Consider the following 13896-nt stretch of genomic DNA (forward strand, 5'->3'; position numbering starts at 1 on the left):
CCCCCGCACCGCCTGTCCATGCCCCATCACCGCCGCCGCCACCACCGCCGAACCGGGACGCTGAAATCGCGCAAGAGAAGCGCGAGGAAGAGTTGCGGCTGCAACGCGTGGCCGAGAAGCGCGAAGCCGAACGCAAGGCGGTCGAGCAAAAGCGCGCCGAGGAAAAGCGTGAAGCCGAACTCGCCAAGGCCGAGGCCCTGAAGCGCGCCGAAGCCCAGAAGCGCGCAGCGGAGCAAAAGCGCGCCGAGGCACAGCGCAAGAAGGCCGAAGCCGAACGCCAGGCCAAGCTCGAAGCCGAGCGCGAAGCGAAGGAAGAATCCGAACGCGCGGCGCGTGTCGAGGCGCAGCGCCAGCAGCAACTCGCCCGCATTCAGGGCCAGGTCGATGCCACCGGCTCGCCCGGTTCGCCCGGCACTGCCGCGCAAAGCGCCGGCCCGTCGGCTGGCTACGCCGGGCGCATCCGGGCGCGCATCAAGCCCAACGTCGTGTTCACCGAATCGGCGCCCGACAACGCCCTGGCGTCGGTCGAGGTGAAGGTCGCGCCCGACGGCACCATCGTCGGGCGCCGTCTGGTCAAGTCGAGCGGCGTGGCGGCCTGGGACGAGGCGGTACTGCGCGCGATCGACCGGACCGGGACCCTGCCGCGAGACACCGACGGCACCGTGCCGCCGGCCATGCTGATCGAGTTCAGGCCGCGCGACCTCTGACCGCCGGCATCCGCGTCGCGGCTCGCCCTTCGGTGCCCGCGCCCGCAAGCCTGGGCCACCACCAGGCATCGAGCGACCACCGGCCCGGCCCCCACAACGCCAGACCGGCCAGCAGGCTCCCCCAGAACACGTGCTGTTGCAGGGCGGCCGGAGCGATCTCCGCCAGGCTGATCACGGCCACGATGTTGACCACCGACAGGCCCAGCGCCGAGAACCGCCCGAACAGGCCCAGCACCAGCAGCACCGGCAGCACCAGCTCGCCGCCTGTGCCGAGCACCGCCGCCAGTTCGTAAGGCAGCAGCGGTACGGCGTATTCGTTCTCGAACAGCAGCAGGGTGGTTTCCCAGTCGGCCAGCTTGGTGAGGCCGGAGCGCAAGAACACCTCCCCGACGTACAAGCGTGCGGCCAGTTGCGCGGCGGGCTGCAGCGCGTCGAGCGTGCGGGTGGCGAGCCGGCTGGCGGCTATTGGCAGGTCGAGCCAGGTCGGGGTCATGTCGGTCTCCTTGCGATGGGCGGGTGTTGTCAGGCATGCGTACCGGGCGCCGGCATGGCCTCGGCCTTCCAAAGCCACTGGTGCTGCACAGCCTGCAGCAGCCAGGGGGTGAACTCGAAGTCGGGGCCGGCACGCGCCAGTGCCTCGGCCAACGTGACGTTGGCGTGGAGGGAGCGCATCCACGCGAAGGTCGGCGCATCGACCACATGAGGCAGTGCACGCCAAGCTGCACGCGCCACCACCACCGACTCGCCGCGCCGCTCGGCGATAGCAATACGTGCGCGTTCCAGCGATTCGAGATCCGGCGCACGGCCGTTGTCGGAAGGCACGCGCCGATGAGCGACGTGAAGGGCCGCCACCGGCCAGTCGCTTGCAAGCAACTGAACCGAAGGCAGCAGCCGCAGCACGAGCGCCTCGGGCGGCCGCTCGGCGAGCAGCGTCAGGGTGTCGGGCTGCAGCACGGTATCGGCGGCGGCTTCGCAACGCTGCACGGCCGCGTCGAGCCGTGCGCAGTCGGCAAGGTAGGGCCAGGCATCGAGATCGCGCCGGGCCTCGATGAACTCCGGCAGATCCTGGCCCCACTGCGCCAAGTCGCCACGCTGCGGCGGCGAGACGCGCCAGAGGGATCGCGCCAGCGCTGCACAGTCTTGCGGACCAACCAGCGCGCTCAATGTGGGGTAGGCCGCGGCGAGCGCGCGCTCGGCGATGCCTGCGGCATTGGCGCGATAGGCGCCGAGGCCGCTTCGCAGGCGTTCGCGCTGCTCGGCGAAGCCGGGATTCGTCACAGTGCCGCAGGCGTCGTCCTGCACATCGCTGGAAGCATCGTGGTGACCCTCGGGCGACCCGGCTCGCGGCTGGGCGCGCGGCCTCATATCAGCCGGCTCAGCCGGCGCGAACCGAGGCCCCTCGGCGGTCCCGAACAGCGCGCCCAGCAGCGCACTTTGCCGCGCTGCTTCGCGCTGCCGACTCATGCGGCCGCCCTCGGCGCAGTGAGTGCGTTCTGCCGGCGCGCCGCGCGGGCGGCTTCGTCGAGCAGCACGTCGAGCGACGGCACGTCGGTGTCCCATTCGATCAGGCTCGGCAGCGCACCGAAGCGCGCCAGCGCATGTTCGTACACGGCCCACACCGGCGCATGCACGCGGCTGCCGTGGTCGTCGATGACGAGGCTGCCGGTATCGCAATAGCCGGCCAGATGAAATTCGCCGACCGCGCCGGGCGGCAGCACGTCGATGAAGGCGCAAGCCGCGGGCACGGGATCGGCCGATGCCAGCCCGTCACGCTGCGCGTTGATCGCGTTGACGACCAGGTTGTTGACGTCGAGCAGCAGGCTGCAACCGGTGCGCCGCACGAGTTCACTGAAGAACACGGGCTCGGGCATCTGCTCGGCATCGTTGAAGGAAAGGTAAGCCGACAGGTTCTCGACCAGGATGCTGCGGCGCAAGCGCTCTTGCACCCGATCGACGTTGGTGCACAGGATGTCGAGCGAGGCCGGCGTGAAGGCGATCGGCAGCAAGTCGGCCGCATGAAACACCGCGGCCTGCGCGGGCCGCGAGCTCGCTTTCACGAACGGCGCCCGCGCGAAGCAGGCGTGATCGGACACCCGGACCGGCTCGATGCGCTCGACCAGCCGTGCCAGCCGTTCGAGATGCCAGGCATCGATGCCCACCGCCGAGCCGAGCGCCAGGCCGACGCCGTGCAGGCTCACGGCATGCGTCTCGCGCACGCCTTCGAGCACCGCGAGCGCCGCGCCGCCGTCGGCGAAGAAGTTCTCCGAATGCACCTCGACGAAACCGAGTGCCACACGACGCTCGGCCCATTCGCGGTAATGCGGCTGGCGCAGGCCGATGCCGACCTGCGCCGCGCCGCGGGCGGCATTGCTGCCATCCGCATGATCTGCGCCGGCGGCCGCGGCCCTGTCGTTCGGATCGATCCCGAGGTGCATGCGGTTCATGCCGGCGCTCATGCAAAGGCAAGCTGCTGTCGGAAGACGACCGCTACTCAGCCCTTCTTGCCCATCTTCATCTTCGCTTCGCCGGCGCTCAGGCCGCCCAGCGTCTTGCAACTGCCCTTGGCCACGTACCTCCATTCGCCGGCGTCCATGTCTGCCTTGGACTGGCCGGCGCAGGAGTGTGTGCCGGCGAGGTTGGCGCAGTCGTTCTGCCCGGCCTTGGCAACGCCGTAGCACTTTTCCTTGCCGCCTTCCTGCGCCGATGCGGTACCGACGAGGCCCAGAGCGAGGATGGATGCCAGGGCCGAAGAAGCGATCAAACGTTGGTTCATGGTGAACTCCGAGAAGGGGATGAGTGAGCCGCGATGCGCGACGCCGATGTGTCGCCGCTCACCGGCTGTCCTTACACTGCCGCACCGCAAGCGCCTCGTCCACGACATGACCGATGTCTCTGCCCTGCTCGAAACCCTGAGACCACAGTTGTTGCGCTACGCCAAGCTGCAGTTGCGCAATGCGGCCTGGGCCGAAGACGCGGTATCGGAGACGATGCTCGCGGCGCTCGAGAAGCCAGAGGCCTTTGCCGGCCGTGCCCAGCCCAAGACCTGGCTCATCGGCATCCTCAAGCACAAGCTGATCGACCAGGTGCGCAAGCATTCGCGCGAGTGCTCGATGACCACCGACGACGAAGACGGCGGCGCCGCTTTCGAAGAGGCCTTGTACGACCAGAGCGGCCACTTCCGCGAGACGCCCATCGAGTGGGGCGACCCGCAGGCGGTCATCGGGCAGCAGCAATTCATGGTGGTGCTCGATGCCTGCGTCGAGAAGCTGCCGAACCAGCTCGGCCGCGTGTTCCTGATGCGGGAATGGATGGAACTGGAAACTGACGAGATCTGTAAGGAACTGTCGATCACGCCGACGAACTTGTGGGTCATGCTGCACCGGGCGCGCTTGCGCTTGCGCGAATGCCTGCAGCTCAACTGGTTCAGCACACCCGCTCCGTCTGTCACTCACGCCACCGCCCCGCCACCCTCCCCCCGATCGAAACGCCGATGAAGATCCCCTTGCGTCGCACCTGTCTGGAAGCGTCCCGCCTGATCACCGGGCGGCTGGATCGCGAGTTGGGCCTGGCCGACCGTGTGGCACTGCGGCTTCACCTGATGGCCTGCAAGGCCTGTCCCGGCTTCGACCGGCAGGTCCGGTTGATGGACCAGGCGATGGGCCGCTGGCGCACTTACGTCGAACACGACGGGGTCTGACCAAAGCGCGGCGTGCTCTCGAGCCAGGCCGAGGGCGGAGCAACCCACCCGAACGGCACGGAACCAACCACACACGACGGCTGTGCTCATTCGCCTGTTCCTTTGCAGCTCTATGGCGAGGCCAATATGATCGAGCTATGTGTTTCATTCCCTTCCGTTGCGCCGCTCCTTGCCGCGAAGTTTTGAAGACCGCTGGCCGCTCGCGGGGGCCCGCTGGTGGTGCCCCGATCGGAATGCCCTCCCGACTGCCGGCCGCACATCTCTGAGCCCGGCGATCATTTCCTCCCCCTGTTGCGCAAACCTCCGATCGCCGGGCCGCCCCGCCCGCGCGGTGGCGTGCGTCTGCTCTGTGCAGGCGTCCCCCGAATCGAAAGGAATGCCTCATGGAAATCTCTACCGCTGAACGCACATTCACCGAGCTGGATCAGGTCCGGCTCACGACCCTCATCCACAAGCACGATCGCGGGGGACCGGCCTCGCCGCAGACCGAGCGAATCGCGCAGGCGCTCGACATGGCGGACATCGTGCCGTCTCGCCAGGTTCCGCCCGACGTCGTCACGATGTATTCGCAGGTTCTGCTGCTGGACCTCACAACGGGCCAGCGCAGCAAATTGACGGTCTGCTACCCGCAGGATTCCGAACCGGCCGCCGGGCTCGTTTCGGTACTCTCGCCTGTGGACTCGGGTCTGCTCGGTCTTAAAGTCGGCTCGGTGTCGCGCTGGCACATGCCGACCGGGGCGGAGCGGGCGGCACAAGTGCTTGAGATCCTTTTTCAGCCCGAGGCCAGCGGCGACTACCTGATGTAGCCGCGGCGATGAGAAGTTCAATCACGTTCACGAAGGAAACCCCATGAAGATCCTGTTGGCCGTAGACGGCAGCGCCTACACGAAGCGGATGCTCGCCTATCTGGGCGAGCATGAAGAGTTGTTCGGCGCGAATGCGGAGTACGAAGCGGTGACGGTGGTCGTTCCGGTCCCGCCGCATGTCACCAGCTTCATTGGCAAACAGAACCTGAATGACTATTACGAAGACGAGGCGAAGAAAGTCTTGAAGCCGGTAGAGGCCTTCGCCGAGAAGCATCAGTACAAGCTGACGACGCTGCACCGGGTCGGGCACGCCGCAGACGTGATCGCCAAGACGGCCACGTCCGGCAAGTTCGACCTCTTGATCATGGGCTCGCACGGGCATTCCAGCGTGGGAAGCTTGCTTTTGGGCTCGGTCACCTCGCGCGTGATGGCGCAGTGTGAAACACCGACGCTGATCATCCGCTGATGCGCTCGAGACCGTTCAAGCTCGCCGAATCGGCGTGACGGTGTCGTCGCTCATCGCCGCCAGGGCCGCATCGAGCGCCGTTCGCACCGCGCGCAGTTGATCGTTCAGCGCCATGCACTCGATCGGCGGGAGGTGCATGAACCCCGCCGGTATCCGCGCGGCGCCCTGGGCGTGCAGCAGGCGATAGAACACCTCGTTGCACACGTAGCTGCCCGCGCTCAGTGAAAGCGTGCCGGGCAGCCCCACTGCCTGCAAAGCCTCCAGCATGGCCCTGACCGGCAGGGTCGCGAACAGCGCCGCCGGGCCGCCCTCGGTCACCGGCATGTCGCGCGGCTGAAGTCCCGCGTTGTCTGGGATGGCCGCGTCGCACAGGTTGAGGGCCACGCGCTCGATGGCCACTTCGCTGCGCGAAATCGCCAAGCCAAGGGCGAGCACCAGACCCGGCCGCGTGCGCTCGATGGCCGCCGCGAGCGCCGCGCTTGCGTCTGCGAACCGTACCGGCAGGACCACGCCGTGCAGCACGCTGCCGTCGGCCAGACAGGTTCCGTCGAGCGCGCGCGCCACATCCTGCGAGGGGTTGTGCGCAGCGCCGCCGAAGGGCTCGAAGCCGCTGACGAGCACGCGCCTCGGGGGGACGCCTGCGCCGTGCGTCATACCGCGCCGCCGTAGCCCCCGCCGCCCGGCGTCTCGATCACGAACACGTCGCCCGGCTGCATCTCGACCGAGCCGATGTGGCCCAGCGTCTCGACGCTCGAAGGCCGGCCCCCTTCGCCGGCCCGCTCGACGCGGTTGCTGCCCAGCGCTCCGGCCGCGCCGCCGGCCAGGCCGAAGGCAGGCACGTTGCGGCCGTTGGAAAGGATCGAAGCCGTCATCGGCTCGAGAAAGCGCAACCGGCGCACCCCGCCGTCGCCGCCGCGCCAGCGCCCCGATCCGCCCGAGCCGCGGCGCACGGCGTAGCTTTCCAGCAGCACGGGAAAGCGGAACTCGAGCACCTCGGGGTCGGTGAGGCGCGAATTGGTCATGTGCGTCTGCACGACTGCCGTGCCGTCGAAGCCACCGGCCGCCTGGCCCTGCGCATCGAACAGCGCCCCCGCGCCGCTGCCGCCGGAGATCGTCTCGTAGTACTGATGACGCGCGTTGCCGAAGGTGAAGTTGTTCATCGTGCACTGGCTCGCCGCCATGACACCGAGCGCGCCGTACAGCGCATTGGTCACGCACATCGAGGTTTCGACATTGCCGGCGACCACCGCCGCAGGCGGGCGAGGGTTGAGCAAGCAGCCTTGCGGGTTGATGATCTCCAGCGGCTTCAAGCAGCCGGCATTAAGGGGAATGTCATCGCCCACCATCGTGCGAAAGACATAGAGCACCGCGGCCATCGTGACCGCCTTGGGTGCATTGAAGTTGCCTTGTAGCTGCGCGCTGCTACCGCGGAAATCGAGGGTGGCGCTGCGGGTGGCGGCATGCACGGTCAGCTTCACGGCAATCTGCGCGCCGTTGTCGAGCGCCAGCGTGTAGGCGCCGTCGCTCAGCGCGGTGATGACGCGGCGCACGCTTTCTTCGGCGTTGTCCTGCACGTGGCCCATGTAGGCCTGCACCGTGTCGAGCCCAACCTGTTCGACAAGCGCCTGAAGTTCCTGCACGCCGCGTTCGTTCGCCGCGATCTGCGCACGCAGATCGGCGAGGTTTTGCTGCGGGTTGCGCGCCGGGTGCGGGCCGCTTGCGAGCGCAGCCAACAACTCCGCCTCGCGCAGGCGGCCGCCCTCGACCAGCATGAAGTTGTCGAACAGCACGCCTTCGTCCGCAATGGTCTGCGAGAACGGCGGCATCGAGCCGGGCGTGATGCCACCCACGTCGGCGTGGTGGCCACGGGAGGCGACGTAGAAGAGCGGCTTTGCTCCCTCTCCCTCTGGGAGAGGGTTGGGGTGAGGGCGAGGCCGGAACGAGGCGAGTTCCGGCTGGTCCTCACCCTCAATCCCTCTCCCAAAGGGAGAGGGAAGGAATACAGGCGTCACCACCGTGATGTCCGGCAGGTGCGTGCCTCCGTGATAAGGATCGTTGAGCATCACCACATCGCCCGGCCCCAGCCCCGGATTGCGCTCGATTACCGTCTTGATCGACTCGCTCATGGAGCCCAGGTGCACCGGCATGTGCGGCGCATTGGCGATCAACTCGCCCTGGCCGTCGAAGAGCGCGCAGGAGAAGTCGAGCCGCTCCTTGATGTTGACGGAGTGCGCCGTGTTCTGCAGCCGCAGACCCATCTGCTCGGCGATGTTCATGAAGAGGTTGTTGAACACCTCCAGCCGCACCGGGTCGACCTTGGTGCCGAGCGCGTGCACAGCACGACGCGGCTCCCTGCGCGCGAGCTCGAGCGCACCGTTCGCGGTGAGCACCGCCTGCCAGTGCGGCTCCACCACGGTGGTGGCGTTGCGCTCGGCGATCATGGCCGGCCCGTCGATCAGGGCGCCGGGCCGCAGACCGTCGCGCTCGTACAGGCCGGCTTCGCGCCAGCGCGCCCCCTCGGCGTCCTCCACATGCATACGCACCGTTGTGCTCGGCGCGGGCCTGTGCGGTGTCGCCTCCTGCGCGGCCGCTGCACTCAGCGCCTCGCCGGCGCCCACGGCCTCGACGGACACCGCCTCGATCACCAGCGGCTTGCCGGGCATCAGGAAGGCGAAGCGCTGGCGGTAGGTGGCATCGAACGCGGCGCGCAGCACGGCTTCGTCACCGAAGGGCAGCGCCAGGGCCGTGTCGGTGCCCTCGTAGCGCAGATGCGCCCGCCGCAGCAGCGTGATGCTTTCGCCGGCCACGCCCTGCTGCTCGAGTTCGCCACGCGCCGCCACGGCCAGGTCGTCGAGCTGGCGCACCGCCTGCGCCAGCGCCTCGGCATCGAGCCGCCGCTCGACCGCCGCCTCGCGCAGGGCGGTCCGGTCGGCCAGGCCCATGCCGTAGGCCGACAACACCCCCGCCAGCGGATGGATGAAGACGCGGCTCATGCCCAGCGCGTCGGCCACCCCGCAAGCGTGCTGGCCGCCCGCGCCGCCGAAGCACTGCAGCGTGTAGTCCGACACGTCATGCCCGCGCGCCACCGAGATGCGCTTGATCGCATTGGCCATGTTGGCCACCGCGATGTCGAGCGCCCCGGCGGCCACGGCTTCGGGGCAGATCGCTCGCCCAGTGGCCTCGCTCATCTCGCGCGCCAACGCGGCGAAGCGCGCGGCCACGATCTCGTGGTCGAGTGGCTCGTCGCCCCGCGGACCGAACACGTGCGGGAAGTACGCCGGCTGGATCTTGCCGAGCATCACATTCGCATCGGTGACGGTGAGCGGCCCGCCACGCCGGTAGCACGCCGGGCCGGGGTCGGCGCCGGCCGATTCCGGCCCGACGCGCAGCCGTGCGCCGTCGAAGCGCACGATGGAGCCGCCGCCGGCCGCCACCGTGTGGATGCTCATCATCGGCGCGCGCAGGCGCACGCCCGCGATCTGCGTCTCGAACACGCGTTCGTAGTCGCCGGCATGGTGCCCGGCGAAATGCGACACGTCGGTCGAGGTGCCGCCCATGTCGAAGCCGATCAGCTTGTGGTGCCCGGCCTGCAGCCCCGTGCGCACCATGCCGACGATGCCGCCGGCGGGCCCCGACAGGATCGCGTCCTTTCCCTGGAACGTGTCCGCGCTGGTGAGGCCGCCCGAGCTCTGCATGAAGTACAGCGGCACGCCAGGCAACTGCGCCGCCACACGATCGACGTAGCGGGCCAGGATGGGCGACAGGTAGGCATCGACCACCGTGGTGTCGCCGCGCGAAACGAACTTCATCAGCGGGCTCACCGCGTGCGAGGCCGACACCTGCGTGAAGCCGACCTCGCGGGCGATGCGCGCCGCCGCCTGCTCGTGCTGCGTGTAGCGGTAGCCGTGCATGAACACGATCGCGCAGGCGCGCAGGCCGGCGTCGAACGCAGCCCACAGCCGCTCGCGCAGCGCCGCCTCGTCGAGCGGCAGAATCACTTCGCCGTGGGCACCGATGCGTTCAACGGCCTCGATCACGCGTGTGTAGAGCAGCTCGGGCAACACGATCTGTCGGTCGAACAACCGCGGTCTGGCCTGATAGGCGATGCGCAGCGCGTCGCGAAAGCCCCGCGTCGTGATGAGCAAGGTGGGCTCACCCTTGCGTTCCAGCAGCGCGTTGGTGGCGACCGTCGTGCCCATCTTCACGCAGGCGATGCACCGGGTGTCCAAAGCCTCGCCCGGTACTGCGCCGAGCAGTCGCCGGATACCGGCGACCGCGGCATCGGCGTAGTGCGCCGGGTTCTCGCTCAGCAGCTTGGCGGTGTGCAGTTCGCCGCCGGGCGAGCGGCCGATCACATCGGTGAAGGTGCCGCCGCGGTCGATCCAGAACTGCCAGCCGGTCGGATTCGGATCTCGTTTGGACATGTGCATCGCTCTCGGGCCGGCCCGCCGACGGGAGCGGCAAGACACGAAGTGAGGTTGGCGAATGGCGTATTTGCGCGCTTTGCGCCGGGCCCGGCTGCCTAGGATACGACGGGGCGCTTCTCGGGCATTGCGCACCAATGGAGCCCGGCCCGGACTGGACACTGCACATGACCGACCTTTCGCTACCGCCCTTGAATCTCACGCTGGCGCCGCTGTCTGAGCCGCCGCCTTCGTTCGCCACCGCAGCCAGGAACCGCCCCGGGGCGTTTTCCTGGCCGACGCCCCCCTTCGCCGCCTATCTACCAGCCGCCGAGCAGACCCGGCCCGAGCCCTGCGCCATCGAAGGGCTCAACGGCAAGACGGTCAGCGGCCGGCTCATGCTCTTCATGCCGGAGCAGCAACTCGCCAACGTGCAGGTGCCGCCGGCGCGAACGACGCTGCCCCTGCAGTTCGGGCAATTCCGCAGCCTGACGCTGACCGAGCCGCTCTCGCCCACCGCAGCGCGCGGCGACGACCCGCATGCCGCCGTGCTCGACCACCGCCCGCGCAGCCGCTTCCGACTGGTGTTCAAGGCCGGCGCGGCGCTCGAAGGCGAAACCGTCGGCTACGTCGAGACCGATTTCGGCCTGTTCCTGTTTCCGCCCACGGGCGACAGCGGCCGCGTCACGCGCCTGTTCGTGCCCGCCGAGGCGCTGGCCAGCCGCGAGCTGGGCCCGCGCGTAGGCGAGCTGCTGGTTGAAAGCCACGCCGCCACGCCCGAGCAAGTGGCCGAGGCGGCCGACATCCAGAGCCAGCTACGCACGCAAAAGCTCGGCGACATCCTGGTGACCCAGCGCATCGTCACGCCCGCTCAACTGGTGGCGGCGATCGAGCAGCAAAGCAAGATGCCGATGGTGCGCATCGGCGAGGCGCTGATCGCGCTGGGGCTCATCACACAGACCGAGCTCGACCGGGCGCTGGAGCAGCAGAAGGCCGACCGCGGCGTGCCCATCGGCGAGTTGCTGATCCGCCTGGGCTGCGTGTCGCGCACCGACCTGCAGACTGCACTGGCTCGCAAGATGGGCTATCCCATCGTCGATGCCGCCGCCTTCCCGATGGAGTCGGACGCGCTGAGAAAGCTTCCCCACCCGACCGCGAAGCGCCTGGGCGCGCTGCCGCTGCTGCTGCGCGACGCCACGCTGGTGGTGGCGATGGAAGATCCTTCGCGGCGCGCCGCGATCGACGAGATCGAGTTCGCGAGCCAATGCAAGATCGCGCCCGTGCTGGCCTCCCGCAGCGAGATCGAGGCAGCGTTGCCGGGTGCGTATGCGCGCATCGGCGTCGAAGTGGCCGGCGGCTATGGCAGCCCGATCGACGCGAGCGGCTTCGATTTCGAGCCGGCCGATGCCGGCAAGCTGGTCGAGAGCCTGGAGCGCGAAGGCGCTGACCGCGTCAAGAACGAAAACGAAAAGCCCATCGAGCAGAGCGACAACTCGCTGGTGCGGCTGATCCACACCATGATCATCGAGGCCTGGAACCAGGGCGTCAGCGACATCCACATCGAGAACTACCCGGGCAAGGACAAGCTCAAGATCCGCTTCCGCAAAGACGGCATGCTGCGCCCCTACCTCGAGCTGCCGCACACCTACCGCGCCGCGATCATCGGCCGCATCAAGATCATGTGCGACCTCGACATCTCCGAGCGCCGCAAGCCGCAGGACGGCAAGATCAATTTCACCAAGTTCTCCGCGCAGCACCGCTTCGAACTGCGCGTGGCCACCATTCCCACCAACAACGGCCTGGAAGACGTGGTGATGCGCCTGCTCACCTCCGCCAAGCCGGTGGCGGTGGGCAAGCTCGGGCTGAGCGAACGCCATCTCGCGCAGCTGAAGACGGCGATGGAGCGGCCCTACGGCCTGGTGTTGTGCGTCGGGCCCACCGGCTCGGGCAAGACCACCACGCTGCATTCGGCACTCAGCCACATCAACGTCCCCGAGCGCAAGATCTGGACCGCGGAAGACCCGATCGAGATCACCCAGCCCGGCCTGCGCCAGGTGCAGGTCAACGGCAAGATCGACTGGACCTTCGCCAAGGCGCTGCGCGCTTTTCTGCGCGCCGACCCGGACGTGATCATGGTCGGCGAAATCCGCGACGGCGAGACTGCCCGCACCGCCATCGAGGCCTCTCTGACCGGCCACCTGGTGCTCTCCACCCTGCACACCAACAGCGCCCCGGAAACGGTGACCCGGCTGCTCGACATGGGCATGGACCCCTTCAACTTCGCCGACGCGCTGCTGCTCGTGGCGGCGCAGCGCCTCGTGCGCAAGCTGTGCACGGAGTGCCGCACCAGCCGGCCGATCACCGAAGCCGAGTGCGAGGAACTGCTCGGCGACCACCTGTTCGTGCAGGAGGCCGCGGGCTCTAGCGCTGCGCGTGAGGCCCTGCGCACCGATTGGTTGGGTCGCTTCGGCAAGGAGGGTCGCTTGATGCACTTCGAGAGCCCCGGCTGCCCCGCCTGCGCCGACACGGGCTTTCGCGGCCGCCACGGCATCCATGAACTGATGCCGGTCTCACGCGAGATACGGCGCCTGATTCAAACCGGCGCGCGCGCCGAGGAGCTGCAGGCTACAGCGCTGCGCGAAGGCATGCACACGCTGCGCCAGGACGGCATCGAGAAGGTGCTGCAGGGCATGACCACGATCGACGAGGTGCGTGCGACGAGCAACGTCTGAGCGAGGTCGCGGTTGTAAGGCACAGGCTCTGCAAAGCTCAGGGACGCAAGGCGATCGTGCGCTTGCGCAGCGTGGGAGTTACCGCATCCCATAGAGCGACTGCTTCGGCTTCGCTCAGGCTGGCCGACGTGAGATTGCCGACAAGGGCTGATTCCTCCAATGTTCTCGGCGGCGCTGGAATCCTGAAACCGTTAAACAGCGTCAGGCTCACGAACGGCTTGGCGGGGTCGCGCTCGGTGACGTTGGCTTGAAGGTCGAACATCGTGCCGGGCACACGTTCTGGAGTCGGCCCGCGCATCAACCATTCCTCGACGGGTTGGCCTTGAATGTCGCGCTTGCCTTTGCGGACGGTGGTGGTGCCGGATCGTTGCATCTCTCGCTCGACTTTCGCAGTGCGTTCAAGCAAAGTGTCGTTTTCACGAACGACCGTGTCGGACTGAAAAGAGAAATACACGTCCTGAGTGTCTTTAAGGTGGAAAGCGATCTGCATCGACTCCTTTTCGCTGGGCGAGCCCTTGACGAAGCCGTTGGCGATGCACAGACCGGACTCCTGAGGTACCTCTCCTTCGGCTAGGCCTCGGGTGCGGGCGAAGACGTCCAGCAGTTGAGCGAGCTTCTCGGGCGTTGTTGTTTGCCGCGTATCGTCAGCCGATCTGCTTTTCGAGAAGCTCATATCCCTGGCGTCGATTTGCAGCAGCAAGGCGTAACCGTCCCTCCACGCGCGCAGCTCGAGAGTTCGCAAGACGTTCGATTCCCTCGATCGGGATCGATCAAAGATCAGGCCGCTTGCGTTCGGAGCGGACCAATTTGACTTTAGGGAACTGTCACCGCTTCCATAGATGGTTTCGCGCTTCAACTCCTCTTGGCGGATACGCAAAGCCATCGAAAAATCGCGCTCTGCCAACGGATTGATGCTGATTCGGACCTCGTCGACTTCAGCATACGACTGGGTGTTCTGCAACAGATCTCGGGGCAGGTCGAGCAAGTGCCTGCCGACGCAACGCGTGGTCATCTCGGACGTGAGTGCTTTCATTCGCTGAGCCTCTTGGGGCGTCAAAGGGGGCGGCCCGGGGTTGCAGCCGGAG

General features: G+C 67.7%; 13 protein-coding genes. 6 read left to right on the forward strand and 7 right to left on the reverse strand.

The annotated features are described in order from the left end of the window. Positions 1-707 (forward strand): cell envelope integrity protein TolA (gene tolA / locus H0W40_RS08360; RefSeq protein WP_292445265.1); only part of this gene is annotated, 707 nt, incomplete at its 5' end. Here tolA and H0W40_RS08365 read toward each other — a convergent pair. The 4 genes from H0W40_RS08365 to H0W40_RS08380 all read right to left on the reverse strand — a co-directional run bounded on the left by H0W40_RS08365 (position 688) and on the right by H0W40_RS08380 (position 3480). Continuing rightward, positions 688-1200: a DoxX family protein gene (locus tag H0W40_RS08365; protein ID WP_292445267.1), complete on the reverse strand. Its 513-nt coding sequence runs from the start codon at positions 1198-1200 to the stop codon at positions 688-690. The genes tolA and H0W40_RS08365 overlap by 20 nt on opposite strands. Before the next feature lie 29 nt (positions 1201-1229). Next, positions 1230-2072 (reverse strand): putative DNA-binding domain-containing protein, encoded by an 843-nt coding sequence (locus H0W40_RS08370; protein ID WP_292445269.1) that lies wholly within the window; start codon positions 2070-2072, stop codon positions 1230-1232. A 95-nt stretch (positions 2073-2167) separates the two neighbouring features. After that, the gene (locus H0W40_RS08375) at positions 2168-3151 is read right to left on the reverse strand and encodes a DUF692 domain-containing protein (RefSeq protein WP_292445270.1); all 984 of its coding nucleotides are present in this window, start codon (positions 3149-3151) and stop codon (positions 2168-2170) included. Between the two features lie 47 nt (positions 3152-3198). Further along, positions 3199-3480 (reverse strand): DUF2282 domain-containing protein, encoded by a 282-nt coding sequence (locus H0W40_RS08380; RefSeq protein ID WP_292445272.1) that lies wholly within the window; start codon positions 3478-3480, stop codon positions 3199-3201. Positions 3481-3586: 106 nt separating this feature from the next. On the opposite strand from H0W40_RS08380, the gene H0W40_RS08385 reads away from it, so the two are divergent. The 4 genes from H0W40_RS08385 (at position 3587) to H0W40_RS08400 (ending at position 5676) form a co-directional block, all read left to right on the forward strand. After that, complete coding sequence (locus tag H0W40_RS08385) at positions 3587-4201, forward strand: sigma-70 family RNA polymerase sigma factor (protein WP_292445273.1); 615 nt, start codon at positions 3587-3589, stop codon at positions 4199-4201. Further along, positions 4198-4404 carry a zf-HC2 domain-containing protein gene (locus H0W40_RS08390; RefSeq protein ID WP_292445274.1) on the forward strand — a complete coding sequence of 69 codons (207 nt, stop codon included), beginning with the start codon at positions 4198-4200 and terminating at the stop codon, positions 4402-4404. Before H0W40_RS08385 ends, H0W40_RS08390 begins: the two co-directional genes overlap by 4 nt. A 383-nt stretch (positions 4405-4787) precedes the next feature. After that, positions 4788-5210, forward strand: a complete 423-nt coding sequence (locus H0W40_RS08395; RefSeq protein ID WP_292445277.1) for a GreA/GreB family elongation factor — start codon at positions 4788-4790, stop codon at positions 5208-5210. A gap of 43 nt (positions 5211-5253) precedes the next feature. Beyond that, on the forward strand, positions 5254-5676 hold the full coding sequence (locus tag H0W40_RS08400) for a universal stress protein (protein WP_292445278.1): 423 nt from the start codon (positions 5254-5256) through the stop codon (positions 5674-5676). A 15-nt stretch (positions 5677-5691) separates the two neighbouring features. On the opposite strand, the gene H0W40_RS08405 is transcribed toward H0W40_RS08400, so the two are convergent. Both H0W40_RS08405 and H0W40_RS08410 read right to left on the reverse strand, forming a co-directional pair. Next, positions 5692-6330 carry a pyroglutamyl-peptidase I gene (locus tag H0W40_RS08405; RefSeq protein ID WP_292445281.1) on the reverse strand — a complete coding sequence of 213 codons (639 nt, stop codon included), beginning with the start codon at positions 6328-6330 and terminating at the stop codon, positions 5692-5694. Then, on the reverse strand, positions 6327-10100 hold the full coding sequence (locus H0W40_RS08410) for a hydantoinase B/oxoprolinase family protein (RefSeq protein WP_292445284.1): 3774 nt from the start codon (positions 10098-10100) through the stop codon (positions 6327-6329). The genes H0W40_RS08405 and H0W40_RS08410 overlap by 4 nt, the downstream gene beginning before the upstream one ends. A gap of 167 nt (positions 10101-10267) precedes the next feature. On the opposite strand from H0W40_RS08410, the gene H0W40_RS08415 reads away from it, so the two are divergent. Next, positions 10268-12811 (forward strand): ATPase, T2SS/T4P/T4SS family, encoded by a 2544-nt coding sequence (locus tag H0W40_RS08415; protein WP_292445287.1) that lies wholly within the window; start codon positions 10268-10270, stop codon positions 12809-12811. A gap of 37 nt (positions 12812-12848) precedes the next feature. Here the strand turns inward: H0W40_RS08415 and H0W40_RS08420 are convergent, their stop codons facing one another. After that, entirely contained in the window at positions 12849-13844 is a 996-nt protein-coding gene (locus tag H0W40_RS08420) for a T6SS immunity protein Tli4 family protein (RefSeq protein WP_292445290.1), read from the reverse strand. Between the last annotated feature and the right edge of the window lie 52 nt (positions 13845-13896).

The organism is Methylibium sp. (assembly GCF_013817345.1).
Classification (GTDB): domain Bacteria; phylum Pseudomonadota; class Gammaproteobacteria; order Burkholderiales; family Burkholderiaceae_C; genus Methylibium.

Coding starts and splice junctions, on each gene's coding strand:
- H0W40_RS08420 (WP_292445290.1), bottom strand. CDS start 13,844: ATGAAAGCACTCACGTCCGAGATGACCACGCGTTGCGTCGGCAGGCAC.
- H0W40_RS08415 (WP_292445287.1), top strand. CDS start 10,268: ATGACCGACCTTTCGCTACCGCCCTTGAATCTCACGCTGGCGCCGCTG.
- H0W40_RS08375 (WP_292445270.1), bottom strand. CDS start 3,151: ATGAACCGCATGCACCTCGGGATCGATCCGAACGACAGGGCCGCGGCC.
- H0W40_RS08390 (WP_292445274.1), top strand. CDS start 4,198: ATGAAGATCCCCTTGCGTCGCACCTGTCTGGAAGCGTCCCGCCTGATC.
- H0W40_RS08410 (WP_292445284.1), bottom strand. CDS start 10,100: ATGTCCAAACGAGATCCGAATCCGACCGGCTGGCAGTTCTGGATCGAC.
- H0W40_RS08365 (WP_292445267.1), bottom strand. CDS start 1,200: ATGACCCCGACCTGGCTCGACCTGCCAATAGCCGCCAGCCGGCTCGCC.
- H0W40_RS08400 (WP_292445278.1), top strand. CDS start 5,254: ATGAAGATCCTGTTGGCCGTAGACGGCAGCGCCTACACGAAGCGGATG.
- H0W40_RS08395 (WP_292445277.1), top strand. CDS start 4,788: ATGGAAATCTCTACCGCTGAACGCACATTCACCGAGCTGGATCAGGTC.
- H0W40_RS08405 (WP_292445281.1), bottom strand. CDS start 6,330: ATGACGCACGGCGCAGGCGTCCCCCCGAGGCGCGTGCTCGTCAGCGGC.
- H0W40_RS08370 (WP_292445269.1), bottom strand. CDS start 2,072: ATGAGGCCGCGCGCCCAGCCGCGAGCCGGGTCGCCCGAGGGTCACCAC.
- H0W40_RS08380 (WP_292445272.1), bottom strand. CDS start 3,480: ATGAACCAACGTTTGATCGCTTCTTCGGCCCTGGCATCCATCCTCGCT.
- H0W40_RS08385 (WP_292445273.1), top strand. CDS start 3,587: ATGACCGATGTCTCTGCCCTGCTCGAAACCCTGAGACCACAGTTGTTG.